A 26350-nucleotide genomic window follows, 5' to 3' on the forward strand; every position below is an offset into this window, starting at 1 on the left:
CAACGCATACGGCGACCGAAACCTCGTCTGCACATGCCCACCAATGGACGCATACGAAGACGCCGCTGAGTGAAACCAACAAACCCTGCCGAAACATCGGCGGGGTTTTTCGCCAATCGGAAACGCGTGTTCTGATTTGTGTCCGTTTCAGATGTCGTTTTTGCCCGGTAAAGCGTCTTTTCCGCTTGCTGCAGGTGCGAAGGCCCCCTAGGTCTGTCCGTGGGACACCCCTCCCCAACGAGGGGCGTGTATCTGGAAGGGTAATACACATGACGATCGAACAACCGGCGACGCGGCCGGCAAATCCGCGCTTTTCTTCGGGCCCCTGTGCCAAACCCCCCACATTTGACCTGACAAAACTGGCCGATGCCGCATTGGGCCGGTCGCACCGCGCCGCTGTCGGCAAGGACAAGCTGAAGGCGGCCATCGAAGGCACGCGCGAGATTCTGGGCATTCCAGCGGATTACCGCATTGGCATCGTTCCCGCCTCGGACACTGGCGCGGTTGAAATGGCGCTGTGGTCTTTGCTGGGTGCGCGCAAGGTCGAGATGCTGGCCTGGGAAAGCTTTGGGTCCGGCTGGGTGACCGATGTGGTCAAGCAGCTGAAAATCGACGCCGAGGTGAAGACCGCGGATTACGGGCAGATCGTTGATCTGGCCTCGGTCGATTTCGCAAATGACGTGGTCTTTACATGGAACGGAACCACCTCGGGTGTGCGGGTACCCAATGGCGACTGGATTGCCGATGACCGCCAGGGCCTGACGATCTGCGATGCAACCTCGGCGGCCTTTGCGATGGATCTGCCCTGGGACAAGCTGGATGTAACGACCTTCAGCTGGCAGAAAGTGCTGGGCGGCGAAGCGGCCCACGGGATGCTGATCCTCAGCCCGCGCGCCGTTGAACGGCTGGAAAGCTATACCCCGGCATGGCCGTTGCCCAAGATTTTCCGCCTGGCCAAGGGCGGCAAACTGATCGAAGGCATCTTTACCGGGGCAACGATCAACACGCCGTCAATGCTGGCGGTCGAAGATTATCTCTTTGCACTGGACTGGGCCCGCTCGGTGGGCGGATTACAGGGGTTGATCGCGCGTGCGGATGCCAATGCGGGTGCGGTACACGCGTTCTGCGACCAGAACGGCTGGATCGCAAACCTGGCCGAGGATGAGGCGACGCGTTCGAACACATCCGTCTGCTTGAAGTTCACCGATGCCCGTATTCAGGACGGTGCAGCCTTTGCCAAGGCAGTCGCCAAGCGGCTTGAGACCGAGAATATCGCGCTGGATATCGGCGCCTATCGCGACGCGCCAGCAGGTCTGCGCATCTGGTGCGGCGGTACGGTTGAAACCTCGGATATCGAGGCGATGCTGCCCTGGCTGGCCTGGGCCTTTGCGACCGAGATCAAAGCGCAGGCGCAGGCTGCCTGAGTTTCATGTGCCGGGCTGAAGCCCGGCCTACCCCATCACCGACATAGGGCGGGCGTCAGCCCGCTATCCCCCTGAAGAATTCAAAGGACCAAGCAAAATGGCTCCCAAAGTACTGGTATCCGACAAGCTCAGCGAAACCGCAGTGCAAATTTTCCGCGACCGTGGCATCGACGTGGATTTCATGCCCGAGCTGGGCAAAGACAAGGACAAGCTGGCCGAGGTGATCGGTCAATATGATGGTCTCGCCATCCGTTCGGCCACCAAGGTCACACCGACCCTTCTGGAAAAAGCCGACAGGCTGAAGGTCATCGGCCGCGCCGGGATCGGCACCGACAATGTCGACAAAGAGGCGGCCTCGAAAAAAGGTGTGATCGTGATGAACACGCCCTTCGGCAACATGATCACCACCGCCGAACACGCCATCGCGATGATGTTCGCCGTGGCGCGGCAAATCCCCGAGGCCAGCACCTCGACCCATGCGGGCAAGTGGGAAAAGTCCAAGTTCATGGGGATCGAGCTGACCAACAAGACACTGGGCGTGATCGGTGCCGGCAACATTGGTGGCATCGTGTGCGAACGTGCGTTGGGCCTGAAGATGAAGGTTGTCGCCTATGATCCTTATCTGGGCGAAGAGAAAGCCTCTAAGATGGGCGTCGAAAAGGTCGAGCTGGACGAACTGCTGGCGCGTGCCGATTTCATCACCCTGCATGTGCCTCTGACGGATCAGACCCGCAACATCCTGAGCCGCGAGAATCTGGCCAAAACAAAAAAGGGTGTACGGATCATCAACTGTGCCCGTGGCGGTCTGGTCGATGAAGTGGCTCTGGCCGAGATGCTGCAATCCGGCCATGTTGCCGGAGCGGCCTTTGACGTGTTCAGCGAGGAACCTGCCAAGGACAACGCATTGTTCAACCTGCCCAACGTGGTCTGCACGCCCCATCTGGGCGCGGCGACGACCGAGGCGCAGGAGAACGTGGCCTTGCAGGTGGCTGAACAGATTTCGAACTACCTGCTGACAGGCGCGGTCGAGAACGCGCTGAACATGCCCAGCGTGACTGCGGAAGAAGCCAAGCTGATGGGGCCGTGGATCAAGCTGGCAGGTCATCTGGGCAGCTTCATCGGCCAGATGACGGACGAGCCGGTCAAGGCGATCAACATCCTCTATGACGGTGTGGCCGCTGAAATGAACCTGGCCGCGCTGAACTGTTCGGTGGTCGCGGGGATCATGAAAAAGTTCAACCCCGAGGTGAACATGGTCTCGGCCCCTGTGGTCGCGAAAGAACGCGGGATCAAAATCTCGACCACCAATCAGGACAAGTCGGGTGTTTTTGATGGCTATATCAAAGTCACGGTCGTAACGGACAAGCGTGAACGGTCGATCGCTGGCACGGTGTTCAGCGATGGCAAGCCGCGCTTTATCCAGATCAAGGGCATCAACATCGATGCCGAGGTCGGCGCTCATATGCTGTACACCACCAACGAAGACGTGCCCGGCATCATCGGCACGCTGGGTCAAACCATGGGTGAAAACAACGTCAACATCGCCAACTTTACCCTCGGCCGATCCGAGGCCGGAGGCGAAGCGATTGCATTGCTCTATGTCGACGAACCGGTCCCGGCCGAAGCGCGGGCGAAGCTTGCCGAAACAGGCCTGTTCACGCAGATCAAACCGCTGGAATTCGACGTCGCCTGATTGGGGCTGTTGAGTTTGAGGAACAGTTCACGACCCGGTTGCACCTGCGATCGGGTCAATTGTTCTCTCCGATAGCGATCTGGGGCAAAAGCAAGCGAAAATTACATCCGGAGTATTTCTATGACACAGCCTGTCTATGTTATTGGTGATCTGCACGGGCAGGTGGCCGAGCTGGAGCGCGCGCTGTCCCTGATCCAAAGCGATGGCGGCCCCGACGCTCAGATCGTGTTTCTGGGTGATTACGTGGATCGCGGCCCTGACAGTCGCGGGCTGATCGACCGCCTGATTGCCGGGCGTGATGCTGGCCGAAACTGGATCACTCTGCTGGGCAATCACGACCGCATGTTTGCCTGGTTCATGGAGGACACTCCACGCCACGATCCGCATTTGTTGGTGGGATACCACTGGCTGCATGACAGGTTGGGCGGGATCGACACCCTGCGCAGCTATGGGGTGGAATTCGAAGGTCAGATCCGCCTTGAAAACCTGCACCGGATGGCACAGGCAGCCGTGCCGAAATCGCACCTGACCTTTCTGCGCGATCTGGTGGTGATGCATCAGACGCCCGAGATTGCCTTTGTTCACGCGGGTATCCGTCCGGGTGTGCCACTGAATGAACAGCAGGCAAGTGATCTGATCTGGATCAGACAGGACTTCCACGACTACCAAGGCCCGCATCCCAAACTGATCGTTCATGGACACACGCCTTTGGATCAGGCGACACATTATGGCAACCGGATCAATCTGGACACGGGGGCCGGGTACGGACGCCCGACGGGCGTCGCCGTATTCGAGGGACAGAATTGCTGGGAACTGACCGAACAGGGTCGAACACCGTTGACGCCCTGAGTCTGCTCGCCTGGGTATGACATTGGAGATTTAATATGTATGTCGCCACTTTGCTGACCAACCCGGCTGCACCCTCACTGGACCGTGCCCTGCCGGAATCGTTGCGCAACGCGTGGGGCGGTGGGGATGTCCTGTGGCTCAGCCCGGACGAAGCGGTCGAGTTTGAGCTGAGTGACATGCCCGCCAATCGCTGGGACGTTTGGGCAGACTTGCAAGGCATGGGCGTGGACCTGATTGTGCAGCCCGCACATGGGCGGCGCAAAAAGATGCTGCTGGCCGATATGGACAGCACCATGATCCAGCAGGAATGCATTGACGAACTGGCGGATGAGGCTGGCGTCGGCGAAAGGGTCAAGGACATCACCGCCCGTGCCATGAACGGAGAGCTGGATTTCGAAGGTGCCCTGATCGAACGGGTTGGTCTGCTGAAGGATCTGGATGAAAGCGTCATTGGCAAAGTTCTGCGCGAACGGATCACCCTGATGCCCGGCGGACAGGCGTTGCTGGCAACGATGCGGGCTAACGGAGCCTATGCTGCGCTGGTGTCCGGTGGCTTTACCGCCTTCACCGCGCGGGTGGCAGAGCTGCTGGGGTTCGATGAAAACCGCGCCAACACTCTGCTGGCCGCAGATGGCAAACTGACGGGCGATGTGGCGCGTCCTATTCTGGGACGTCAGGCCAAAATCGAGGCGCTTGAACAGATCTCCACTCGCCTTGGCCTGTCCGAAGTTGACGTGATCGCCGTCGGCGACGGGGCCAATGATTTGGGCATGCTGGGGCGGGCCGGAACCGGCGTTGCCCTTCATGCCAAACCGTCGGTGGCTGCGAAATGCGACGTGCGGGTGAATCACGGCGACCTGACGGCACTGCTTTACCTGCAAGGGTACAGTCGCGCGGATTTTGTCGAATCCTGACAGGGCTTTTCATTATTTAACATTTGTGTTAAATATAGGTCATGAGCACGCTTCTGACCACCTTTTCCGCTTTGTCCGACGCCACCCGGTTCTCGATTGTCGAGCAATTGATGGAGCAGGGCGAACTGCCCGCCGGTGACCTGATCGAAGGGCGCGGAATGTCCGGCGCTGCGATTTCGCGCCATCTGAAAGTATTGCGCGAAGCCGGGCTGGTTGAACAGCGCGTGCGGGGCACCCAACGGATGTACTCCATCCGGCCCGACGGGCTGCGGATGATTGCCGACTGGACGATCTCCAAACGGCAATTCTGGGAAAGCAGCCTCGATCGCCTCAGTGATATCATCGAAAGGGAGAATTCATGGCCGACCTGAAACTGGAACGGGACTTCCCCGTCAGCCCAGAAGACCTGTTTGCATGGATCAGCGACGGCAGCCGGTTGTTGCAATGGTGGGGGCCCGAAGGGATGCACGTGCCTGAACACAATCTGGATTTCTCGCGCACCGGCCCGTGGTATTCGGTCATGGAAAACGGCGAGGGCCAGCAATACAAGGTCTCGGGCCACGTCACGCATGTCGACCCGCCAAACTCGGTGGGGTTTACCTGGGGCTGGCATGACGATCAGGATCAGCGCGGGGCCGAAAGCCACGTCACCTTCACAGTCACAGCGACAGGCACGGGGTCACGCCTGGTTTTGGACCACCGCGAACTGGCCGATGCCGAAGCAGCCGCGAACCACAATCAGGGCTGGACGTCTTCGCTGCGCAAACTCGAAGCGAAGTGCAAATAAGGCTTCATCAGGGAGGAGCGATATGCCCCAATATTTGTTTGTCTATCACGGGGGACACACCCCGACCGACCCCGCCGAGATCGAGGCGACCATGGCCGCTTGGGGCGCGTGGTTTCAGGGTATGGCCGAAGCGTTAGAGATCCCCGGCAACCCTGTCGGACAATCCTATACGGTCAGCAGCAGCGGGGTCGTCGACAATGGCGGTGCGAACCCGGCCTCGGGCTTTACCGTAATCAAGGCCGACAGCATCGAAGCCGCGACCGAGATGGCCAAGGGCTGTCCGATGGTCGTCAACGGTTCGGGCTCGGTCGAAGTGGCCGAGGTGCACGAGATCGAGATGTAGGGGCCTTAGCAGGGGAAACCCGGCGCAGGTTTGATCACGCCGCATTCCAGCCCCCGACGGCTGTATTGCGTGGCGTTCATGAATTTGCGGGTGGCCGGGTGATCGGCCTCCAGCACACCTAGGCTCACCAGAATGGCGGCGATGGCACATTCGCTGGCCCGTGTGGTGCCATCGGTGATCTTCAACGCAACGCCCATGCGTTTTTCCGGGATGATGGCCACAAACACCGCCTCGGCCCCGGTCTTGATGGCGACGCGCCCGTTCATGGCGCGCATCAGTTCGGTGCAGGCACGGGTCTCACCGGCAACCAGTTCCGGATGTTTCACCATGGCTGCCACCAATTGAACCGCCGCCTCGCTGGAACGGTCGGACCGATCCGAGGCGCTTGCGAACCACGCCATCGACCGGGCCAGCCCGGCCAGCGACACGGCGAAATTCGGGGCGGAACAGCCGTCAATACCGTAACCGGGGCTGGTTTCGCCTGACGTCTCTTCGATGGCAGACAGGCAGGCCTGCTGCACCGGGTGGTCGATTTCCAGATATTCCGGTCCTGCGCCCATATGCTGACCCAGTGTCAGGAAACCACAATGCTTGCCGGAACAATTGTTGTGGATCTGGCACGGGGTGTCATCCGCCAGAATCAGCCGATCCCGCGCGGCAGTGTCCGCTGGCTCCTGTGGCCCGCAGCGCAAGTCGTGCTCGCTCAGCCCCAGATGATCAAGCCACGCTGTCACGCGGTCGGTATGGATCGCGGCCCCATTGTGGGACGCGCAGGCCAGCGCAAGATGTTCGCTGTTCAATCCGTATTTTGCCGCGGCTCCCGACGTGACCAGCGGAAGCGCCTGAATCATCTTGGCGGATGAGCGCGGATAGATAACCGCCTGCGGGTCGCCCCAGCTGCGCACGATCTGGCCGGTGTCGTCGCAGATGACCGCGTGGCCCAAATGCAGGCTTTCCAGCAAGTTGCCACGCCACAGTTCTGTCATTGCTACGGGCTGCGTCATCTGGACCTCCGAAATTTATGCGCAAAATTCTGCCAATCGCCCTTTCGCCTGTGGCGAAACCTGCGTTAGTGTGTGTATGTCGGCAATCATCGGAATGCGCAACGGAATAGACGGGCCGGAAGGGTTCGCAGCCATGTCCGATGGATTTGAGGTATCGGTCGAGCTAGGAGGCTGGACAAATGGGATCAATGCTCGTTCGTACGATCGCGGGCCTGTGTGTGGCAGGCATCGCCGCAACGTCTGCACTCGCCCAACAGGCGACAAGCACAAACCGGGTTGCTGCAAAAACGGACTGGAGCGTTTTTGTCGAAGATGATCCCACCGAATGCTGGAGCGTTTCGGCCCCCAAGGAAACCGTGAACACCCGGGGCGGGCGTGTCGTATCCGTGCGACGCAGCGACATCCTGTTGTTTGTGTTCTATCGCCCCAATGCCGAGGTCAAAGGACAAGTGACCTTTACCGGCGGCTATCCGTTTGCACCGGGATCGACGGTGAACCTGAATGTCGACGGGTCCGAGTTTGAACTGTTCACCGAAGGTGAGTGGGCCTGGCCCGCATCAGATGCAGATGACGCCAAGATCGTCACAGCGCTGAAACGCGGAACCGAGGCTGTTCTGACTGCCCGGTCCGAACGCGGCACGCAAACCAAGGACACCTTCTCGCTGCTGGGCTTTACCGCAGCAATCGAAGACGCCGAAAAGCGCTGCACCAAGTAAGCACCCCGACCTAAGCAAATGGTCCCGTCATTGGCGGGGCTTTTTTTGTTTTTACGCTTCCCTGTACCTTTACGCAGGATCAACCCGTTTACTTGATCCGTATCAATGTGAGCTCTGACGATTTCCGAACTAATCAGTTCAAGAGAAACCAAGGAGTTGCCACCATGCTGAACAAATCTCTTGTCGCGTTGATGATGATATCAGCCATGCTGCTGAGTGCCTGCGAAAACAAGGGCGAGACATATCCCGTAACCGGCGAACAATGCGGACCGAACGATCCGGTCAAGACCCTGGATGCCGAAGATTGCTATATCCCACCCGCGGGTGTCTGACGCGGAACTGCATTTCCGTTGGTTTAGGGGGCCAACCGGCATCTAAACCTTTCTGGCAAAACATGTTACTCTGGCCTGACCCCAGCTGAATGGATGAATGAGGCGGCCATGCGTCTGATCTTGATCGCGCTGCTTTTGCCAGCCACCGCAACCGCCGACCCGGCGTTGGAATGTTCCGACGCCGGATCACAAGTCGAAATCGGATCCTGCGTCGGAGAGATGGAAGCACGGGTCTCGCGCGCGCTGCAGGTGAGTTTTGATTTGGCGGTACAATCTGCCAAGGAGTTGGATGAGGTCACCGGGCGGATAGTGGCTGAACCTGCCCTTATGGCGGCGCAACAGGCCTGGGAAACCTATCGCGATACGCATTGCACCGCCGTCGGCGCGTCGTTTGGTGGCGGATCGGGTACAGGTATCGCAATCACATCATGCCGGGTGAATTTGGGGCGGGCACGCGTTGAAGAACTGTTGAGTTTTGCAGATTGACTGAAACGATTCCTTTTGATCTTTGCACAGGTTCCTATATAGAGGCGCATCCCAAGCCAGAATCCTTGAAGATACGCCTCAGCAGGTACCACAATGTCGCCCAAAGCGCCGATCACTCAAGACGTCATGACCCTCCCTCGCAAATTGCCCGAGGGGAAGGTGAACCTTGTCGGTCTCACCCGCGACCGTTTGCGCGAGGTCCTGATCGAACATGGTACGCCCGAAAAGCAGGCAAAGATGCGTACCGGTCAGATCTGGCAGTGGATCTATCAATGGGGCGTGCGCGATTTTTCCCAGATGACGAATCTCGCCAAAGCGTACCGTGCGCAACTGGCCGAAAACTTTGTGGTTGAGATACCCGAGGTCGTGACCCGACAGGTGTCCGAGGACGGCACCCGCAAATATCTGTGCCGGATCGCGGGCGGGCACGAGGTCGAGGTGGTCTACATCCCCGAGGAAGATCGCGGAACGCTGTGCATATCGTCTCAGGTCGGATGTACACTGACATGTTCGTTTTGTCATACCGGCACCCAGAAGCTTGTACGTAATTTAACATCTGCCGAAATTGTCGGGCAGATCATGATGGCGCGCGACGATCTTGACGAATGGCCGACCCCCGGTGCGCCAAAGGATGAAACGCGCCTTCTGTCAAACATCGTTCTGATGGGAATGGGCGAGCCGCTTTACAATTTCGAAAACGTCCGCGATGCGATGAAGATCGCGATGGATCCCGAGGGGATTTCCCTGTCGCGCCGCCGCATTACGCTGTCGACCAGTGGAGTGGTACCCGAAATTGCGCGCACGGCTGAGGAAATCGGCTGTCTGCTGGCGATCTCGTTCCATGCAACCACGGATGAAACCCGCGACGTTCTGGTTCCAATCAATAAACGCTGGAATATCGAGGAGTTGTTGCAGGCGCTGGCCAGCTATCCCAATGCCTCGAACTCCGAGCGGATCACGTTCGAATACGTGATGCTGGACGGTGTGAATGACAGCGACGCGGATGCCCATCGTTTGATCGACCACATCAAGCGTCACAAAATTCCGGCCAAGATCAACCTGATCCCGTTTAACGAATGGCCCGGCGCGCCGTACAAGCGCAGCTCGAACAACCGCATTCGCGCTTTTGCCAACATCATCTATCAGGCAGGCTACGCCTCTCCCATTCGCAAGACACGGGGCGAGGATATCATGGCGGCGTGCGGTCAGTTGAAATCGGCAACCGAACGTGCCCGCAAATCGCGCAAACAGATTGAGTCCGAAGCCGGTTTAACCCGGTAGTTTTTCTGTCCGGTTCATCATGGATCGGATGGTCGTGCTTTGATTGTCCAAGATGACCGCCTGCACGCATGAAGTGTGCCTGTAAACTTAATGTTTCAGATGCTGATTCAATATGCATAATTTGCTATATTTTAATGATTCAATGCCGCAGGATGCAGGTTCAAATCGATGCACAAGGCGGTGAGATTCCGGGACCTGAGCTAGTAAGAGTTCCCGGAGCCGCTAGAATAAGAACACTGTCGTCACGTGGCGCTCAGGCGAACTGATTTTCAGGTGGGTCGTAATAATGGACTCGTATCTTCGAATATTTCTCCAGCACAAGGCCATTGCGTGCGCGATACTTCTGATTTCTTCAGGACTGGCAACGGCAGATGGTCACAACGCCCACATCGCGATCGAAAACCCGGCAGAGCTAAGCAAGGATGAGGCCGCGGCCCACTACCATTCGCTCAGCCGCCGCATGGCACGGGGGTATGCTGCGGCGCAACTGGATCTGGTTCTAAACTACCAAAGCTGGCCGCTTTTCAACGACGCGCCATATATCTCGGCCACACACGGACAGCGTTTCGTCAACACGTATGCCAACCGAATGGCGCACAACTATGGGACATTGCAACAGGGCGAAGAACTGCCCGTGGGATCGGTGCTTGCCAAGGACAGCATGACGGTGACCGATGAAGGTCACATACACCCCGGCGCCATGTTCATAATGGAAAAACTGCCAGAGGGTACCAGCCCGAACACCGCTGACTGGCGTTATATCATGGTGCTGCCAGACGGGTCCTTGTATGGCGATACCATGGGCGCCCGTGCCAGCGAAGTTGCATATTGCCATGTCTGTCACGAACAAGTGGCGGATCGTGACTATACGTTCTTTGTTCCCGAAGAATATCGGGCGGGAAACTAAGCCGGTTCACCCGGCAGCTTGAGTTCTGTCGCCTCGCGGCGGCTGAGTTGCTCGCCTTGCTTCCGTTTGGACAGTACCTCGCGGGCCAACGCGTATTTGTCATCCTGCCAGAAGATCAGGCATCCGTTGCAGCCCTTGCCGCAGCATCCTTCCGTGCCGATGCGGTTTGTCTTGAACCGGCGTTCGTTACCGTCTTGGCCAATCTTTTCAACCAGATCATCGCGACGGCGTGCATAGGCAGTTGGGTTGTCGCGACCGGTGGTTTCCAATCCCTGCACGAGCTTGTCAAAGCGAATGCGGCTCCAGTGTTCGTCGGTCAGGGCGCGTTCCTTGCGCAGCACTGAATAGACCGGAAAACGGGCGCGCAGATTGTCGATATCCTCGTGATCAAACAGGGTGAAAGGCATCCGAATGATGGTTTTTGTGCTGCCATGCACGACGTCCAGCCGTGCGCCATCATGGGCGCGTTCGAAATCATAAACCCGCAGCAGAACCGTGTCGCGCGCAACTGGCGAGACGAAATCCAGCACATCACCCGGTTCCAGCTTGTTCTTCACCTCGACCAGAAAGGCATCCTCGGTCACTTCGGTGACGATCCCGGCATATTCCCATTGCGCGATGGATGCGGTGTGTTCGTAATCATGGGCGTAATTGGTCAGCCGCCCTTCGTGGAAGGCCAGCGTATAGCCGCGATTCCCGACGGTTTCGAGCTCACGCATGTAAGGCTTGGGGTCCCAGTTTTCGGGGTCCGCGAAATAGTCATCTATCGCCATACGATAGGCCCGTGCGACGATCGCGGCGTAATATTCCGATTTGCCGCGCCCTTCGACCTTGAGGCTGTCGACACCGATTTTCAGGTACTCATCCAGTTTCGGCATGATGCACAGATCGCGGGAGTTCAGGATGTAGGAACCCCGGTCATCCTCTTCAATGGGCATCAGGTCGCCGGGGCGGCAGCCTTCCTCCAGAAGAAACTCGAACAAATCGGCGTTTTCCTCGGTGATACGCAGCTCCTGATGTGTGCCATCCTTGAGGCGCAGTTTCAGACCATAGTTCCAGCGACAGGAATTGGCGCAGTTGCCCTGGTTGGCCCCGCGTTCGGCCATGAAATTCGACAGCAGACAGCGGCCCGAATAGGTCATGCACATAGCACCGTGCACGAAGGCTTCTAGCTTAATATCAGGGCATTTCTCACGGATCTCGACCAGTTCGGGATAGGAAACCTCACGCGCCAGAACCACCAGCTCGGCCCCCTGATCCTGCCAGAACTTCACCGACAGCCACGAACAGATATTAGCCTGGGTCGAGATATGCAGCGGCAGTTCGGGCGCGCGCTCGCGGACGTATTGGAACACGCCCGGATCGGCGATGATCAACCCGTCGGGCTGCACCTTGCGCACCGTGTCAATATATTCGTCCAGCTTCGGGATGTCTTTGTTGTGCGAGAACAGGTTCAGTGTCAGGTAGGCGCGCCGGCCATGGCTGTGACAGAACTCGACCCCTTCAATCACCTCGTCCAGCGAAAACTCGGACTTGGTGCGCAGCGACATATCCGGCGTGCCCAAATACACGGCGTCTGCCCCATAGAGGATGGCGAGCTTAAGTTTGCGCAGATTGCCCGCAGGCATCAGCAATTCGGATCTGGGCTGGGTCATGGAAGCTACCTGACAAAGGATCAAGGCGGCCTTCTAAGCCAAAATCATTGCGCCCAAAACCCTGTTATCTGCGACGGAACCGCGCTGTGCCAATGACCTCGATCAGTTGTTTGCGCACCGGCTCGGGTTGCGCCTCGACTGCGTTCAGAACCTCACGCAGTTCAGCGCGCAGCCCATGCATCTGATCAATCAATGAGATCATCATCGACAGCGCATCGGCCTCCATGTCGTATTGCTCGTGCAACTCGCAAGCCAGTTCCAGCCGGGCAACGTCGATACTGTGATAGACCAGCCCCTGCTCCGATTGTTCAGGGATCACGATTTCGGCCGCAAGATACTCGGTCAGGCGGTCCGAGGTCAGGCGCGAGACGGTTTCGATCAGTTCCTTTTCGGTCAGGATCATGACGGCATTCCTTTCCGCGGATCGTAGCGGTGCGTTTCGCGCCATGTCTCCATGAACTGCCTGAGATCATCATCGATCTTGTCGGGCATCGAGACAGTCAATTCGATCAGTTGGTCGCCGCGCAGGGACGAGCCGCGTTTCTTCACCCCCTTGCCGCGCAGGCGAAGGGTTTTGCCGCTGCTTGTGCCCGCCGGAACATTGACGTTCACACCGCCATCGATGGTGGGGGCGGCGACTTTCCCGCCCAGAATGGCCTCATCGATGCTGATCGGCAGCGTGATATGGATGTCGTCGCCCTGACGGTCAAACACCGGATGTTTGGCGACCGTGACGGTCACCAACGCATCCCCCGGAGGGCCTTCGCCATAACCCGGAGCACCCTTGCCGCGCAGGCGGATGGTCTGACCTTCGGTTATACCGGCGGGGATCTTGACCTCGATCCGGTTGCCGTCTGGTAGGGTCAATTTCTGGCTGGCGCCAAACACGGCATCCAGAAAGCTGATTTGCAGGGAATAATTCAGGTTATGCCCCGGCGCATGAAACTCATGCCTTTGCTGGCCGCCAAATCCACCGCGGCCGCGCATGAATTCGGCAAAGATGTCCGACATGTCGTCCGGGTCCGCCTGACGCCCGCGATAGGGGTTTCCAGCGGCCTCAGCATAGTCCCGGTAATAGTGTTGTTGCGGGCGTTCCTGACCCGATGAGTCGATTTCGCCATTGTCGTAACGGGCGCGGGTTTCAGGATCTTTCAGCAAGTCATACGCAGCAGCTGCGGCCTTGAATTTGGCCTCGGCCTTGGCATCGCCGGGTTTCAGGTCCGGGTGGCACTCCTTGGCAATACGCCTGTAGGCTTTCTTGATTTCGTCGGCACTGGCGTCTTTCGATACGCCAAGGACGGAATAGGGATCGTCGCTCATCTCACACTCACGGGTCAGGGACAGGTCTGATCTTGATGAATGTGTTGTACCACGTGTTTTCAACGGGTCAAAAGGAAGAGGCGATTGAATTGTCTCGAAAAAACTCAGAAGTCTGCTAATATCTTCATATTTCTGATTGTAGATTGACGGAGGCCATCCCATGTCGCGCAGAATTAAATCCGCTTTGGCCCTGCTGGCCGGCAATGCCATTGGGCTGTTGCTGGCTTCGCTGATACTGTCCGGTTTCGCGATCAAACCGATCTCATTTATCGTGGTTGTGATCGTTTTCACCGTCGTTCAGGTGATCGCCGAGCCATTGATACTGAAGCTTGGCGAAAAGAAAGCGCCCGCATTGAAAGGCGGGATCGCTCTGGTCGTGACATTTGTGGGCCTGTTGGTGACCGACCTCATCGCGTCGGGGCTGACAGTTGGCGGTATCTCGAACCTGCTGGCGGCGACGCTGCTTGTCTGGCTGGGGGCGTTGATCGCCAGCGTGGTACTGCCGATCTACGTTTTCAAGGACCTGCGTGCCGCGAAGAAGTAATCACAGCGCGTTCAGGCTGGCCTCGATCGCCTTCCACAGTTCGTCCACCGGTTCGCATCCAACGGACAGGCGGATGAAGGCCGGGTCGACACTATCGCCCCAGCGCGCGCGGCGCTCGGCCGAGCTGTGAACACCACCGAAGGAGGTGGCGGGGCGCAAAAGCGGGCAAGTGTTGATGAAGGCTTCGGCCTTGTCTTCGCTTTCCAAAGTCAAGGATAGCAGAAATCCGAACCGTGCCGTTTGTGCCTGCGCCAGTGTGTGTGATGGATCATCGGCCAGCCCAGGATAGCGGACCTGCTTGACCGCTGGGTGACCTGCCAACCGTTCCGCTATTACCTGAGCCGAGTTGCACATCCGGTCGAACCGGACATCCAGCGTTTCCAACCCGCGATGCAGCAGCCATGCCTCATGCGGTCCTGGGATCGAGCCGGAGACTCTCCGCCATTCCTCGACCCGTTCCATGATGTCACTGTTGCGGCTGGCCACGTGACCCATCAGCATGTCGGAATGCCCGCCCATCGCCTTGGTGTCGGACGACACGACCACGTCGATGCCCAAATCCAACGGGCGCTGACCCAGCGGTGTCATCGTCGTATTGTCGGCGATCGTCACCCCGCCAGCAGACCGCACCTGTTCGGCTATAACTTTCAGGTCAATCATGTCCAGACCGGGGTTCGAAGGGCTTTCGGCGAACACAACGTCAAACTCATCAAAACCACCTGCGGCAAACGCTGTGGTCGGGCGCTCTTCAACTGTCACGCCAAGACGCGAAAGGAACCGGTCCGCCAGCAGACGGGTGACATAGTACCCGTCCGAAGGGATCAGAAGGCGCGAACCTGCTTGCACCGTTGCAAACAGAGCCGCAGAAATCGCGGCCATGCCGGACGGGAAGCTGAGGCAAGGCGCGTCTTCCAGATGCGACAAAACATGCTCAAGATGTACCCAGGTGGGGTTATCGACACGGCCATAGGTCGGGTGACCGTCCGGCGCACCGGGCAGATGGAACATGCTGCTTTGCGTCAGTGGAAGGGCGACGGGTTCGCCTTTTGACAACGCGTTGCCACGCAGGTGGAGCATTTCGCCTGTCTTTGGGGGTTTCATCGCTCAGCGCCCCGGAATTTCGTCGCGGGGCGGGGCGGGTTCCCAGTTCTCGATGATCTCGGCCGCCTCCTGCGCGGTATCGACAAAGCGGAACAGGTCCAGATCCTCGTCCGAGATCGTACCGGCATCTGCCAGTGCGTCCCAGTTGATAACCTTTTCCCAAAACGCGCGGCCAAACAGCAGGAAAGGCACGCGATCCATTCTGCCGGTCTGGATCAGGGTCAGGGATTCGAACAGTTCATCCAGCGTCCCAAACCCACCGGGAAAGATGGTGATGGCGCGGGCGCGCATCAGGAAGTGCATTTTGCGGATCGCAAAATAGTGGAAATTAAAGCTGAGATCTGGCGTCACGAAACTGTTTGGCGCCTGTTCGTGCGGAAGCACGATGTTCAGCCCGATCGAGCACCCGCCTGCTTCGTGTGCACCGCGATTGCCAGCTTCCATTACACCGGGGCCGCCGCCAGTGACGATCACATTCTCGCGGCATCCGGTTTCTTTCGATTTCACGGTCATCAGTCGCGCGAATTCGCGTGCCTCATCATAATATTTCGACAGACCGGCCAGGGTTTCTGTCCGCGCGGTGTGCTTTTGCGAGGGTTCGGGAATGCGGGCGCCGCCGAACATGACGATGGTCGACGTGATCTCACGCTCGGTCATGATCATTTCGGGTTTCAGCAACTCAAGCTGCAAGCGTACAGGGCGCAGCTCGTCCCGGCACAGAAACTCGTCATCCGCGAAAGCCAGACGGTAGGCCGGAGAGCGTGTTTGCGGTGTGTCCGGAACCTCTTTCGCGGTCGAGCGGTCGGTCTGCGCATCGCGAAACGGACTGTGACGGTCTTCTCTCATCGGTGATCGATCCCTGCTTGCGTGTTTGACAAACAGCTATAGGGTTCGCGGGCAGAGTGCCAGTCACGGAAAGACGAGAATGAATTGGAAAAGTGAAATATCGGCAGCACGGGACCGCATCGCGGGATATGCGCAGGTGACCCCGGTTATGGAAAGCAACATTCCCGGCTATCCGGTTGAACTGAAACTCGAGCACATGCAGCATACTGGCAGTTTCAAGGCGCGGGGTGCGTTCAATACGCTGCTCAGCTCGGATGTGCCGGCTGCGGGTGTGGTCGCCGCATCCGGTGGCAATCATGGTGCGGCGGCAGCTTATGCAGCGCAGACGCTGGGGTATCCTGCAAAGATATTTGTGCCGGAACTGGCGGGTCCGTCCAAGATCGCACTGATCCGGCAAACCGGTGCCGACCTGAGCGTTGTTTCCGGTGAATACGCGAACGCGCTGACCGCAGCGCAAGAGCATGAGGCAACGACGGGTGCAATGCAGATCCATGCTTATGACGCCCCGGCCACAGTGGCGGGGCAAGGGACCTGTTTTGCCGAATGGGACGCCCAGGGCTTGCAGGCGGATACGGTACTGGTCGCTGTTGGCGGCGGCGGTCTGATCGCCGGGGCGCTAGCCTGGTTCGGTGGCGCGCGCAAGGTTGTGGCGGTCGAGCCGGAAACGTCCTGTGCCTTGAATGCAGCGTTGCGCGCTGGTGAGCCGGTGGATGTTTCCGTGTCGGGCATCGCCGCAAACGCGCTGGGCGCGCGGCGGATCGGCGAAATCTGTTTTGAACTGGCGCAGGGTATGAGTTCGGTTCTGGTGTCTGACGATGCCATCGCTGCGGCACAACTGGCGCTTTGGCGCGCGCATCGCATTCTGGTAGAACCTGCGGGCGCGACCGCATTGGCCGCCTTGACCTCGGGTGCGTATCGGCCTGAACCGGGTGAACGCGTGGCCGTTCTGGTGTGCGGTGCAAATATCGCGCCGGACCCTTTAGCTGGGTAAATTATCGGGTTGTGGATGTGGATGGTGGATTTTATCTATAATCCATGACTGCAATGATTTCCGACACGATTTACCAAAGCCTCAGCCAACGGATCATCACCGGAGAGCTGGCAGCCGGTGAAAAGCTGCGGCAAGACCATATTGCCCGCACCTTCGACACCAGCCATGTTCCGGTGCGCGAAGCCTTGTTGCGGCTTGAGGCGCATGGGCTGGCCCGGCATGAACCGCGCAAGGGAATGCGGGTTACAGCGCTGGACCCGGCAGAAGTTCGGGAGGTGATCGAAATGCGGGTGGCGTTGGAAACGCTGGCGTTGCAGCAATCGATGCAAAACATGTCTCCGGTCGCGTTGGAAAAGATCGAAAACGCACGCATCGCCTGTGACGAGGCGCAGTCGATGCCGCAATGGGAGGCTCTGAACAGAACGTTTCATCGCGCCATCCTGACACCTTGCGGGTTGCCTCGGCTTTTGCACGCGATCGACGATCTGCATATCGCAAGCGCACGCCATCTGTTCGCGCAATGGCGGTTGAAATGGGTGCAACGGGCTGACACGGATCATGCGGCCATTGTGCGGGCTTTGAAGCGCAAGGAAATGGCCACAGCAACGGCGATCCTGACCCGCCATATTCGGCGCGCGAGCTGATGACCCTCTGCCTCAGACGCAATTGGGCCCGTCTACGTCGCATTGCGCCATGGGTCCGGCTTGCGTATAGGCCAAATCAACGTGAACAGATTCTGTAGGGAGACACCCCATGTCCAACGCGCAACTGGAAGCCGCCATCGAAGCCGCCTGGGAGGCACGCGAGACAATCACGCCCGCCACCGCAGGGGAGCAGCGCGAGGCGATCGAGGATACGCTGAATGCGCTGGACAGTGGCTCGCTGCGCGTGGCGGAAAAGCTGGAAACCGGTGACTGGCACGTGAATCAATGGGCCAAAAAGGCGGTTCTGCTGGGCTTCCGTATCAAGGACATGGAAATCCAGCCGGGCGGTCCGCAGGACGGCGGCTGGTGGGACAAGGTAGACAGCAAGTTCGCCGGTTGGGGTGAAAAACAGTGGCGATCTGCCGGGTTCCGCGCGGTTCCAAACTGCGTGGTTCGCAAGTCGGCATTTATTGCACCGGGCGTGGTGCTAATGCCGTCTTTCGTGAACCTTGGGGCCTACGTTGACGAAGGCACGATGGTTGATACCTGGGCCACTGTCGGATCCTGCGCGCAGATCGGCAAAAATGTGCACCTGTCGGGTGGCGTTGGCATTGGCGGAGTGCTTGAGCCGATGCAGGCTGGCCCAACCATCATTGAAGACAATTGCTTTATCGGCGCGCGCTCGGAAGTGGTCGAGGGATGTATCGTCCGCGAAGGCTCGGTTCTGGGAATGGGCGTGTTCATTGGTAAATCCACTAAGATCGTGGACCGCGAAACCGGAGAAGTCATGTATGGCGAGGTTCCACCCTATTCGGTTGTGGTCGCGGGTTCCATGCCGTCGAAGAACAATGTCAGCCTCTATTGCGCGGTGATCGTGAAGCGGGTTGACGAAAAGACCCGCTCGAAAACGGGCATCAACGAATTGCTGCGGGACTGATCGTTCTGATTAACGCGCAAGGCCGGGGCATAACTGCTCCGGCCTTTTGTTTTTTGGGTCAGGTCGGCTGAACCAGATACGAGGTTCGTGGCCGTGATCAGGCTTGAAGTGCTGCTTAGCGGTTCTCACCCAGCATGGCTTCGACTTCTGTGCTTCCTGTATTTATTTCAGCACTTTCGGATTTGCTGCCGCTTTCGGATTCACCATTGCCTTCGGATTTGCCACTACCTTCGGTTTCACCATCGCCGCCGGATTCACCTCAACAGTTTTTCGGGCCGGAGGCCTTCAATCAATGAGGGAGGCCGAGACTCGCGTTCACTGAGTCTCTCTCCCAGCTTATCCCTTGATCGGATATCGGTCCGGTTCCTCGAAAACATCGATTACCCGCGTGCCAGCCTTGATTTTGCCGCTATGTTCCACGCCTGACGGGATCGAATAACTATCGCCCGAGCGGTAGGTCCGGGTCTGCCCGTCGATGGTCAATTCAATCTCACCCTCCACCACTGTGCCCCATTGGGCTTTGTGAGAATGTAAGGGCAATTCGAAATCCTGAAGAAACGTAAAGAACGCCACCAATCCTGCATCCGACCGGATCACGGCCGTTTGCACCACGTCGTCGGGGAACGGTACGTCGAGGCTGGGAAAACTCGCTATGAAATCTGGGTAGGGCATGAAGACGTCCTTTGGTATCCGGGATCGGTTTATTCCGGGTACTATGGGCGCAAGGAAGGGCTCCTGCAATTGTTGGCTGCTTGACCGCGAACCGGCGCGGGGCTATGGCCCGGTGCATGGACAAGCAAAAGAAACCCTCGCGTCAGCAAGTCTATACCCTTCTGGTCCAGATTGGCCGCAAGGAGGGCGACGGGCTGCCCGATGGGGCGACCGGCGCGGCGCTGATGTGCTATGCCAGCGGCGTGGATGAGGCCGAGGCCGTGCGTGAGACGGTCGCGATCCTGAAGCAGGCCGACACCGCACCACTGGATGTCACCGGATACGGCACATTGGCCGAACGTGAAGCGCAAGGTCACGATATCGAGGCGGACGAACGTGCGCTGATGCAAAGAGCGTTGGATGAAAACGCAGTGATCGTCGCGCAGATGACACCGTTTTTCGGAGACGAGGCGCAGGCCTAGTTCCGCGATCCGAACCACTTGCGATAGATTTCGTCATAGGTTCCGTCTTCGCGCAAGCCAAGCAATGCCTGGTTTACATCCTCGACCAGAGGTGATCCGGTCGGGAAAGCGATGCCGTAGTTTTCGCGCAGGAAAACACCACCTGTCATCGACGCAATGCGCCGCCCTTCATGGGCCGCAAAATAGGACAGGATCGGCGCGTCGAATACGACGGCATCCAGATCTTCGGCCTTGAAAGCGTCCAGCATCTCATTCAGCCCCGGATAGCCGGTAAACTCGATCTCGCGCCGGTTCAGAAAACTTGCCGCAGTCGACCCTGATATTGTCCCGACAGTCTTGCCGTACAGGTCGTTCACCGAATTCACGCTGCCGGTAATGGCGTCCACAGTCATGACCGAGGTGATACGGGCGGTGAACACTGAAACGATGAACAAGGATGACACCACCAGCACGACACCCAACATTCGACCGAACGGAGTGCGCGGCATTCGCTCTTCGAACCCGCCATTCACAACCAAATTCAGCGCCCACCAGAACGATGGGAACCACGCTTCGTTCAAGTCGCGGTCGAAATAGGGTTGGGCGCGGCGTTCAAAGCTCCACATTAACATGCCGCCACCGAGGAGAATGGCAAAGGCCAGCCCTATGGCGATGAACAGTTCTTTCGAGAGCAGGGCCTGCAACAGCGATGGTTTTCGTACCGCGTCCGAGGGTACCATGATCTGAAGACCCGCTTCGAAGATCGGCTGAGAGAAATCCATTTGCGTTTCACGCAGGGCGGTGATCGAGATATTGGCGATGGCAAGGTCTGCAGATCCGCTCTGCACGGCACCCAACATGTCAGAAAACGCCTCGACGCGGTTGACCGTGTAGTCCCAGTTCAGAGCCTCGGCCAAAGCCGCCAGCAAATCCATAGAGAAGCCGGTTTCGTCGCCATCCTCGACATAGGAAAATGGCGGGCGGGTCACGGTTGTGACCGAAAGGGACTGTGCCAGGCTTTGCTGTGCGATGACGGCGAAAGTCAGGCAGATCAGTGCGAAGAAGGCGCGCTTCATATTCAATTCACCTGTTTCGCGGCCCTGTAACGCGAATTTGTGGCGGGCGGCAAGGTGGTCGCAGGGTAAAGTGTCATGTTTTATTGGGGTGTCGCTTTGATATCTAAATATTCGGATGACCGTTTTTTTACGGATTGGGGTTGGAAAACCGGCCAAATCGTTGAATCTGTGCGCGAACCCGCGTCAGACACAGTTCCAGAGGCCCCCGCATGACTGATCCCGTCCAATTGACAGCCGAACTGATCCGTTGCCCTTCGGTCACACCCTCAGAAGGCGGAGCACTTGTTTTGCTTGAGGCGGTGCTGTCGGAGGCAGGTTTCGAATGCACGCGCGTTGATCGCGGCGGCATCAGCAACCTTTTCGCGCGTTGGGGGCAGAAAGGTCATGCGCGCAGTTTCGGATTCAATGGTCACACGGACGTCGTCCCTGTCGGCGACGAAGCTGCCTGGACTGCGCCGCCCTTCGGGGCCGAAGTGCGGGATGGGGTGATGTTTGGGCGCGGCACTACCGATATGAAATCCGGAGTTGCGGCTTTTGCGGCTGCCGCAATGGATTTCGTGCGTGACACTCCTCCGGATGGGGCAATTGTCCTGACGATTACCGGTGATGAGGAAGGCGATGCGTTGGACGGCACCACTGCGCTTCTCGATTACATGAAAGGCGCGGGTGAGCGTATGTCGGTCTGTCTGGTAGGTGAGCCAACATGCCCGAACAAAATGGGTGAGATGATCAAGATCGGCCGTCGGGGCTCAATGACTGCGTGGTTTAAGATTACAGGTGTGCAGGGGCATTCGGCTTATCCCCATCGGGCCAAAAACCCGCTGCCCGCAATGGCGCGGCTGATGGATCGGCTTGCCAGTCATGAACTGGATCAGGGCACGGACCATTTCGACGCCTCCACACTGGCTGTTGTCACCATCGACACTGGAAACGCCGCGACCAACGTGATCCCGGCGCAATGCAGCGGCGCGGTCAATATCCGCTTTAACGATCTGCATTCCGGAGCCAGCCTGAGTGACTGGTTGCAGTCAGAGGCGGATCAGGTGGCAGCTCAGTACGGTGTCGAAATCGGTGTCACGATCAGTATTTCGGGTGAAAGTTTTCTGACCCCGCCGGGGCCTTTGTCGGATCTGGTGGCCAAAGCGGTCGAAGCCGAAACCGGCGTTACGCCTGAGCTGTCGACAACCGGCGGCACCTCGGATGCGCGCTTTGTCAAAGACCATTGCCCGGTGGTGGAGTTCGGCTTGGTCGGGCGCACGATGCATCAGGTGGACGAGTGTGTTGAGGTTGCGCAGATCGAGCAGCTCAAATCGATCTATACCCGTATCCTGACGGATTATTTCGCCTGATCCATGCAACGCACATTGGTGATCATGGTCAAGGAACCCAGACCGGGTCGTGTCAAGACGCGGCTGGGGCGCGATATCGGCATGGTTGGTGCCGCGTGGTGGTTTCGGCATCAGACCCGCGCCTTGATCAGCAGGCTACGTGATCCCCGTTGGCAGATTGTGCTGGCCGTGTCGCCCGATGCAGAAGGCCTTGTAAGCCGTGTCTGGCCCGTTGACCTGCCACGCGCGCCGCAGGGGTCCGGTGACCTAGGTGGCCGGATGAAGCGGATGTTGTGCGGAATGCCCAAGGGGCCGGTTTGCCTGATTGGTGCGGATATTCCGGGTATTTCGCGTGCACATATTGCCCGTGCTTTTGGTGCGCTTGGGCGATCCCAGATGGCGTTCGGCCCCGCGCCGGATGGCGGCTATTGGCTGGTCGGTGCGCAGCGCTATGGCGCGCTGCCCGCAGGTCTGTTCCAAGATGTGCGCTGGTCGACAGAACATGCATTGGCCGACACACTTGCCTCAATCCCAAACTGCCGTGTGACCCTGCTGGACCAACTGCGCGATGTGGATACGGTTGCTGATCTGAAATCCTGAGGTTTTTTGGTCATGACGCGGTCGCAAACGCGTGCTACGCCGGAAGCATGACTCGCATCCCCACCAAGCAGGAGGTCCTTGACTGGATCTCGGCGAACCCCACCCTGACCTCGAAACGCGACATCGCCAAAGCCTTTGGTATCAAGGGCGCGGATCGCATTGACCTCAAGCGCATCCTCAAAGAGCTTGAGGCCGAAGGACATCTTGAAAAACGCAAGCGCAGCTATCGCGATCCAGACCGTCTTCCACCTGTCAGTGTCTTGCAGGTGAAGGCCCCGAATACCGATGGTGATCTGTTTGCCCGTCCACTGGAATGGCATGGCGAAGGCGTCGAGCCCATCGTTCTGATCATCGCGCGGGTGAGCGACCCGGCCCTGGGTGAGGGTGACCGCATTCTGGCCCGCCTGACCGTCGTGCACGAAGAAGATCACAATTACGAAGCCCGCCTGATCCGCCGAATCGGGACCAACCCGCGCAAGATCGTGGGCATATTCCGTAAAGGGGCCGAAGGGGGCAGAATCGTTCCTATCGACAAGGCAGGCCAGACTGAATGGCTGGTTGCCGATGGCGCGGTGCATGGTGCCAAAGACGGCGAATTGGTCGAGGCCGAACAGGCCGGGCCAAAAAACCGCATGGGCCTGCCGCGCGCGCGCATTGTTGAACGGTTGGGTGATCCGACCGCGCCCAAGGCTGTTTCGCTGATCGCGATCCACCAGCACGGTATCCCGGATGACTTTCCCGACAAGGTCATTGCCGAAGCAGACAATGCCAAACCCGTTGGCCTGAAGGGCCGCGAGGACCTGCGGTACATGCCGCTGCTGACCATCGACCCCTCGGATGCGCGCGATCGTGATGATGCCTGTTACGCGCACGCGGATGAAGACCCCAATAATCCTGGTGGACATGTGATCTGGGTCGCTATCGCGGATGTTGCAGCTTATGTGCTGCCCGGCTCGGCCCTGGACCGTGAGGCGTGCAAACGAGGCAACTCAAGTTATTTCCCCGACCGCGTGGTGCCGATGCTGCCTGATCGGCTGTCGGGTGATCTGTGTTCCCTGCATGAAGGCGTCCCGCGTGCCTGTGTCGCTGTGCGGATGCAGATTGACGCGAACGGTAACAAGATTGGTCATCGTTTTGTGCGGGGGTTGATGCGTTCGGTTGCGTCACTGAACTATGCCGAAGTGCAAGAGGCCATCGACGGCAACCCGAACGACCGCACTGGGCCATTGCTGGAGACGGTCTTGAAACCGCTTTATGCCGCCTATGCCGCGCTAAAGAAAGCGCGGGCTGTGCGACAACCCCTGGAACTGGACCTGCCCGAGCGTAAGATCGTGCTCAGCGAGACGGGTCATGTTGAAAGCGTGGCGTTCCGCGACCGGTTGGATGCGCATCGGTTGATCGAAGAGTTCATGATCCTAGCCAACGTCTCGGCTGCCGAGACACTGATCGCCAAGCGCCGTCCGCTGCTGTTTCGCGTGCACGAGGAACCCGCGCCCGAGAAGCTGGAAAGCCTGCGGGAAACAGCGCAGGCTGCCGGATTGAACCTCGCCAAGGGGCAGGTGCTGCAAACCCGACACCTGAATGCGCTGCTGAACGCCGCCGCCGGGACCGAGGATGCGGAACTGATCAACCTGACCACCCTGCGGTCGATGGCACAGGCCTATTACAACCCTGAAAACTTCGGCCATTTCGGACTGGCGCTGCGGAACTACGCGCATTTCACCTCGCCGATCCGGCGCTATGCCGACCTGGTCGTGCATCGGGCGCTGATCTCAGCCCACGGTTGGGGCACGGACGGTTTGACCGAAGAAGAGATTAACCGGCTCGAAGAAACGGCGACTCATATTTCAGATACCGAACGCCGATCCATGATGGCTGAACGGGACACGACTGATCGCTATCTGGCCGCGTATCTGAGCGAGCGTGTCGGCAATGAATTCACGGGCCGGATCAGCGGTATTGCCCGGTTTGGTGCATTTGTCAAAATGGACGAAACCGGCGCGGATGGCTTGGTTCCGGTGCGATCATTGGGGCGCGAGTTTTTCCATTTCGACCGCGAGGCCGGGACCCTTATGGGGGCGGACACGGGGCTGATTATCGCCATCGGCCAACGTGTCACCGTTCGGCTGACCGAAGCGACACCTGTGACCGGCGGGTTGGAGCTAGAGCTGCTGTCCATCGATGACCAGGCCTTGCCGCGCGGACAGGGACCAAAAGGGCGATCATCCCGGCGCAAAGCGATCAGCACCAAGCGCAAGAAAGACAAGATTAAGCGCAAGGTCGAACGCAAACGCCGTCAGAGATGATAGGTTAACGCGCGGGCAATCAGCCATCCGTGGCGTGTTGGATCGATTTGTGCTGTGTCATCAAACAGAACGGCACGGGTCCCATCTATCCGGTCCTCGCCCGGAAAGGCGGATGTGAAATCGCTTATCAACCGGCTCTGACAGTGCACAAACAAGGCGAAACTTGCCGATTTGTGCGCGCCCAGCCGGATCGTTGACCCTTTGGGCGCAAGATAGGCGGGCTGACCCCAGCGCAGTTCCTCTTGCACCGAGGGGACAGCAGGCAGAGAGGCTGCCGTGTCAAACACAAGCTCCCGCAAGGCCAGAGCCCCCGCACGGGTTTGCGGGGGCAGGGTCTCAAAGGCCGAAGCGACCAAAGGGTTTTCAAAGGGTTTCATGCAATTGGTATCGCCTGTTCCAACCGATCCACGTAGCTGTTCAGCAGGTTATCCTGTTTGATCCGGCGGGTCAGGGGGGTGTCCGCAGGTGTGGCGCGCATCGCGGCAAGCATAGGACCAACGCTCATGTCAGCCGATGTCGGCCGGTCCCCAAGCAGGAAAGAGGATTGCCACAGATAGGCCGAGATCGCCTCGAGGTCACGTTCGATCCGGTCCAGCCGTTCGGACAGCGAAAACCGCCCGATTCCCTGTGACGTAGTCCCCTTCAGAACGGATTTCCGGATCGCATTGGATGCCGGTTTCCGGATCAACGCCGGAATTCCGGTAAAGAACGTATCGCGTAAGACTGGCCAGACTTCGTCATTGCCCCAACGATCCAGAACGATGTGAAAATACAGATGCTCTTCGGCCATGCGCACCAGGGCGCGGGACTGCGCCTTTTCGACATCTGTCAACCCTTTGTCGAAATCCGCGCCCTGCTGTTCCAACCAATCGCGGATCAGGTCGCTGTCCGGGACCAGGCGTTCCGGTGTTCGCAAAACGGGCAGTTTCTGGTGGGGCATCTTGCGGGGGTCAAGCATGTCCGAGCGTTGCCAGGTCTGGCCGGACTGCTGAAGCATCAATGCTGTCTTGACGCAGAAGGGGCTGGCACTGAACAGGCCGAAGGCAGAGGGGAAGGTGAGAAGGGTCAGCATTATGAGGCTCCGTGTCATTGTGTGCTGACTGAGTATCGGGACCTAATGACAGTTTCTGTCATTAGGGATAAGTTATTATACA

30 protein-coding genes are annotated in these 26350 nt (G+C 58.6%); 20 read left to right on the forward strand and 10 right to left on the reverse strand.

Features of this window, described 5'->3' with window-relative positions; genetic code table 11:
* Positions 1–269: 269 nt before the first annotated feature.
* The 7 genes from AC2FLO_RS14685 to AC2FLO_RS14715 all read left to right on the forward strand — a co-directional run bounded on the left by AC2FLO_RS14685 (position 270) and on the right by AC2FLO_RS14715 (position 6010).
* A complete protein-coding gene (locus tag AC2FLO_RS14685) occupies positions 270–1424 on the forward strand; it encodes a phosphoserine transaminase (RefSeq protein WP_496753910.1) in 1155 nt (384 codons plus the stop codon).
* Between the two features lie 97 nt (positions 1425–1521).
* A complete protein-coding gene (gene serA / locus AC2FLO_RS14690; RefSeq protein ID WP_267364308.1) occupies positions 1522–3117 on the forward strand; it encodes a phosphoglycerate dehydrogenase in 1596 nt (531 codons plus the stop codon).
* A 120-nt stretch (positions 3118–3237) separates the two neighbouring features.
* The gene (locus AC2FLO_RS14695; protein ID WP_496753912.1) at positions 3238–3966 is read left to right on the forward strand and encodes a metallophosphoesterase family protein; all 729 of its coding nucleotides are present in this window, start codon (positions 3238–3240) and stop codon (positions 3964–3966) included.
* Between the two features lie 35 nt (positions 3967–4001).
* Positions 4002–4880 (forward strand): phosphoserine phosphatase SerB, encoded by an 879-nt coding sequence (gene serB, locus AC2FLO_RS14700; protein WP_496753914.1) that lies wholly within the window; start codon positions 4002–4004, stop codon positions 4878–4880.
* Between the two features lie 41 nt (positions 4881–4921).
* Entirely contained in the window at positions 4922–5251 is a 330-nt protein-coding gene (locus tag AC2FLO_RS14705; RefSeq protein WP_480506475.1) for an ArsR/SmtB family transcription factor, read from the forward strand.
* Positions 5239–5667 (forward strand): SRPBCC family protein, encoded by a 429-nt coding sequence (locus tag AC2FLO_RS14710; RefSeq protein WP_171638619.1) that lies wholly within the window; start codon positions 5239–5241, stop codon positions 5665–5667. Before AC2FLO_RS14705 ends, AC2FLO_RS14710 begins: the two co-directional genes overlap by 13 nt.
* Positions 5668–5689: 22 nt before the next feature.
* The gene (locus AC2FLO_RS14715) at positions 5690–6010 is read left to right on the forward strand and encodes a YciI family protein (RefSeq protein WP_267364302.1); all 321 of its coding nucleotides are present in this window, start codon (positions 5690–5692) and stop codon (positions 6008–6010) included.
* A 5-nt stretch (positions 6011–6015) separates the two neighbouring features.
* Here the strand turns inward: AC2FLO_RS14715 and AC2FLO_RS14720 are convergent, their stop codons facing one another.
* Complete coding sequence (locus AC2FLO_RS14720) at positions 6016–7014, reverse strand: asparaginase (RefSeq protein WP_496753916.1); 999 nt, start codon at positions 7012–7014, stop codon at positions 6016–6018.
* 179 nt (positions 7015–7193) lie between these two features.
* Here AC2FLO_RS14720 and AC2FLO_RS14725 point away from each other — a divergent pair, with 179 nt between their 5' ends.
* From AC2FLO_RS14725 to AC2FLO_RS14745, 5 genes are all read left to right on the forward strand, one after another.
* Positions 7194–7730: an invasion associated locus B family protein gene (locus tag AC2FLO_RS14725; RefSeq protein ID WP_209505046.1), complete on the forward strand. Its 537-nt coding sequence runs from the start codon at positions 7194–7196 to the stop codon at positions 7728–7730.
* 164 nt (positions 7731–7894) lie between these two features.
* Entirely contained in the window at positions 7895–8062 is a 168-nt protein-coding gene (locus tag AC2FLO_RS14730; RefSeq protein WP_209505044.1) for a hypothetical protein, read from the forward strand.
* A gap of 108 nt (positions 8063–8170) precedes the next feature.
* Positions 8171–8548: a lysozyme inhibitor LprI family protein gene (locus AC2FLO_RS14735; RefSeq protein ID WP_209505043.1), complete on the forward strand. Its 378-nt coding sequence runs from the start codon at positions 8171–8173 to the stop codon at positions 8546–8548.
* Between the two features lie 93 nt (positions 8549–8641).
* Positions 8642–9829: a dual-specificity RNA methyltransferase RlmN gene (rlmN, locus tag AC2FLO_RS14740; RefSeq protein WP_480588389.1), complete on the forward strand. Its 1188-nt coding sequence runs from the start codon at positions 8642–8644 to the stop codon at positions 9827–9829.
* A gap of 286 nt (positions 9830–10115) precedes the next feature.
* Entirely contained in the window at positions 10116–10736 is a 621-nt protein-coding gene (locus AC2FLO_RS14745) for a cytochrome P460 family protein (RefSeq protein WP_480588387.1), read from the forward strand.
* Here the strand turns inward: AC2FLO_RS14745 and AC2FLO_RS14750 are convergent.
* From AC2FLO_RS14750 to AC2FLO_RS14760, 3 genes are all read right to left on the reverse strand, one after another.
* Positions 10733–12391 (reverse strand): U32 family peptidase, encoded by a 1659-nt coding sequence (locus AC2FLO_RS14750; protein ID WP_496753918.1) that lies wholly within the window; start codon positions 12389–12391, stop codon positions 10733–10735. The two genes, AC2FLO_RS14745 and AC2FLO_RS14750, sit on opposite strands and share 4 nt — an antisense overlap.
* A gap of 64 nt (positions 12392–12455) precedes the next feature.
* Positions 12456–12794 carry a hypothetical protein gene (locus AC2FLO_RS14755; RefSeq protein WP_496753920.1) on the reverse strand — a complete coding sequence of 113 codons (339 nt, stop codon included), beginning with the start codon at positions 12792–12794 and terminating at the stop codon, positions 12456–12458.
* A complete protein-coding gene (locus AC2FLO_RS14760) occupies positions 12791–13711 on the reverse strand; it encodes a DnaJ C-terminal domain-containing protein (protein ID WP_496811713.1) in 921 nt (306 codons plus the stop codon). The genes AC2FLO_RS14755 and AC2FLO_RS14760 overlap by 4 nt, the downstream gene beginning before the upstream one ends.
* Before the next feature lie 160 nt (positions 13712–13871).
* On the opposite strand from AC2FLO_RS14760, the gene AC2FLO_RS14765 reads away from it, so the two are divergent.
* Positions 13872–14255, forward strand: coding sequence for a hypothetical protein (locus tag AC2FLO_RS14765; protein ID WP_267363718.1), 384 nt, complete (start codon positions 13872–13874; stop codon positions 14253–14255).
* Here the strand turns inward: AC2FLO_RS14765 and AC2FLO_RS14770 are convergent, their stop codons facing one another.
* Positions 14256–15356, reverse strand: coding sequence for a cystathionine gamma-lyase (locus AC2FLO_RS14770; protein ID WP_496753922.1), 1101 nt, complete (start codon positions 15354–15356; stop codon positions 14256–14258).
* Between the two features lie 3 nt (positions 15357–15359).
* Entirely contained in the window at positions 15360–16202 is an 843-nt protein-coding gene (locus AC2FLO_RS14775) for an LOG family protein (protein ID WP_267363716.1), read from the reverse strand.
* Positions 16203–16281: 79 nt separating this feature from the next.
* Between AC2FLO_RS14775 and AC2FLO_RS14780 the strand changes: the two genes are divergently transcribed.
* The 3 genes from AC2FLO_RS14780 to dapD all read left to right on the forward strand — a co-directional run bounded on the left by AC2FLO_RS14780 (position 16282) and on the right by dapD (position 18774).
* A complete protein-coding gene (locus AC2FLO_RS14780; RefSeq protein WP_496753924.1) occupies positions 16282–17193 on the forward strand; it encodes a threonine/serine dehydratase in 912 nt (303 codons plus the stop codon).
* Positions 17194–17237: 44 nt separating this feature from the next.
* Positions 17238–17837: a GntR family transcriptional regulator gene (locus tag AC2FLO_RS14785; RefSeq protein ID WP_209598385.1), complete on the forward strand. Its 600-nt coding sequence runs from the start codon at positions 17238–17240 to the stop codon at positions 17835–17837.
* Positions 17838–17946: 109 nt separating this feature from the next.
* Positions 17947–18774 carry a 2,3,4,5-tetrahydropyridine-2,6-dicarboxylate N-succinyltransferase gene (gene dapD, locus AC2FLO_RS14790; protein ID WP_496753926.1) on the forward strand — a complete coding sequence of 276 codons (828 nt, stop codon included), beginning with the start codon at positions 17947–17949 and terminating at the stop codon, positions 18772–18774.
* Between the two features lie 336 nt (positions 18775–19110).
* Here dapD and AC2FLO_RS14795 read toward each other — a convergent pair whose 3' ends face one another.
* Positions 19111–19446 carry a cupin domain-containing protein gene (locus AC2FLO_RS14795; RefSeq protein ID WP_496753928.1) on the reverse strand — a complete coding sequence of 112 codons (336 nt, stop codon included), beginning with the start codon at positions 19444–19446 and terminating at the stop codon, positions 19111–19113.
* A 116-nt stretch (positions 19447–19562) separates the two neighbouring features.
* Between AC2FLO_RS14795 and AC2FLO_RS14800 the strand changes: the two genes are divergently transcribed.
* Positions 19563–19907, forward strand: a complete 345-nt coding sequence (locus tag AC2FLO_RS14800; protein ID WP_496753929.1) for a DUF8846 family protein — start codon at positions 19563–19565, stop codon at positions 19905–19907.
* On the opposite strand, the gene AC2FLO_RS14805 is transcribed toward AC2FLO_RS14800, so the two are convergent.
* Positions 19904–20962 (reverse strand): transporter substrate-binding domain-containing protein, encoded by a 1059-nt coding sequence (locus AC2FLO_RS14805; RefSeq protein WP_496753930.1) that lies wholly within the window; start codon positions 20960–20962, stop codon positions 19904–19906. The genes AC2FLO_RS14800 and AC2FLO_RS14805 overlap by 4 nt on opposite strands.
* A gap of 209 nt (positions 20963–21171) precedes the next feature.
* Here AC2FLO_RS14805 and dapE point away from each other — a divergent pair, with 209 nt between their 5' ends.
* Genes dapE through rnr form a run of 3 tightly spaced genes read left to right on the forward strand, consistent with a single transcriptional unit; the run spans position 21172 to position 25196 of the window.
* Positions 21172–22311 (forward strand): succinyl-diaminopimelate desuccinylase, encoded by a 1140-nt coding sequence (dapE, locus tag AC2FLO_RS14810; RefSeq protein WP_480559974.1) that lies wholly within the window; start codon positions 21172–21174, stop codon positions 22309–22311.
* Between the two features lie 3 nt (positions 22312–22314).
* Entirely contained in the window at positions 22315–22890 is a 576-nt protein-coding gene (locus AC2FLO_RS14815; protein WP_496753932.1) for a TIGR04282 family arsenosugar biosynthesis glycosyltransferase, read from the forward strand.
* A 47-nt stretch (positions 22891–22937) separates the two neighbouring features.
* The gene (rnr, locus tag AC2FLO_RS14820; protein ID WP_496753933.1) at positions 22938–25196 is read left to right on the forward strand and encodes a ribonuclease R; all 2259 of its coding nucleotides are present in this window, start codon (positions 22938–22940) and stop codon (positions 25194–25196) included.
* Here rnr and AC2FLO_RS14825 read toward each other — a convergent pair.
* Positions 25187–25573: a DUF1801 domain-containing protein gene (locus tag AC2FLO_RS14825; RefSeq protein WP_496753935.1), complete on the reverse strand. Its 387-nt coding sequence runs from the start codon at positions 25571–25573 to the stop codon at positions 25187–25189. The two genes, rnr and AC2FLO_RS14825, sit on opposite strands and share 10 nt — an antisense overlap.
* Positions 25570–26268 carry a glutathione S-transferase family protein gene (locus AC2FLO_RS14830; protein ID WP_496753937.1) on the reverse strand — a complete coding sequence of 233 codons (699 nt, stop codon included), beginning with the start codon at positions 26266–26268 and terminating at the stop codon, positions 25570–25572. Before AC2FLO_RS14830 ends, AC2FLO_RS14825 begins: the two co-directional genes overlap by 4 nt.
* Between the last annotated feature and the right edge of the window lie 82 nt (positions 26269–26350).

It is taken from the genome of Ruegeria sp. TASC047 (assembly GCF_059612445.1).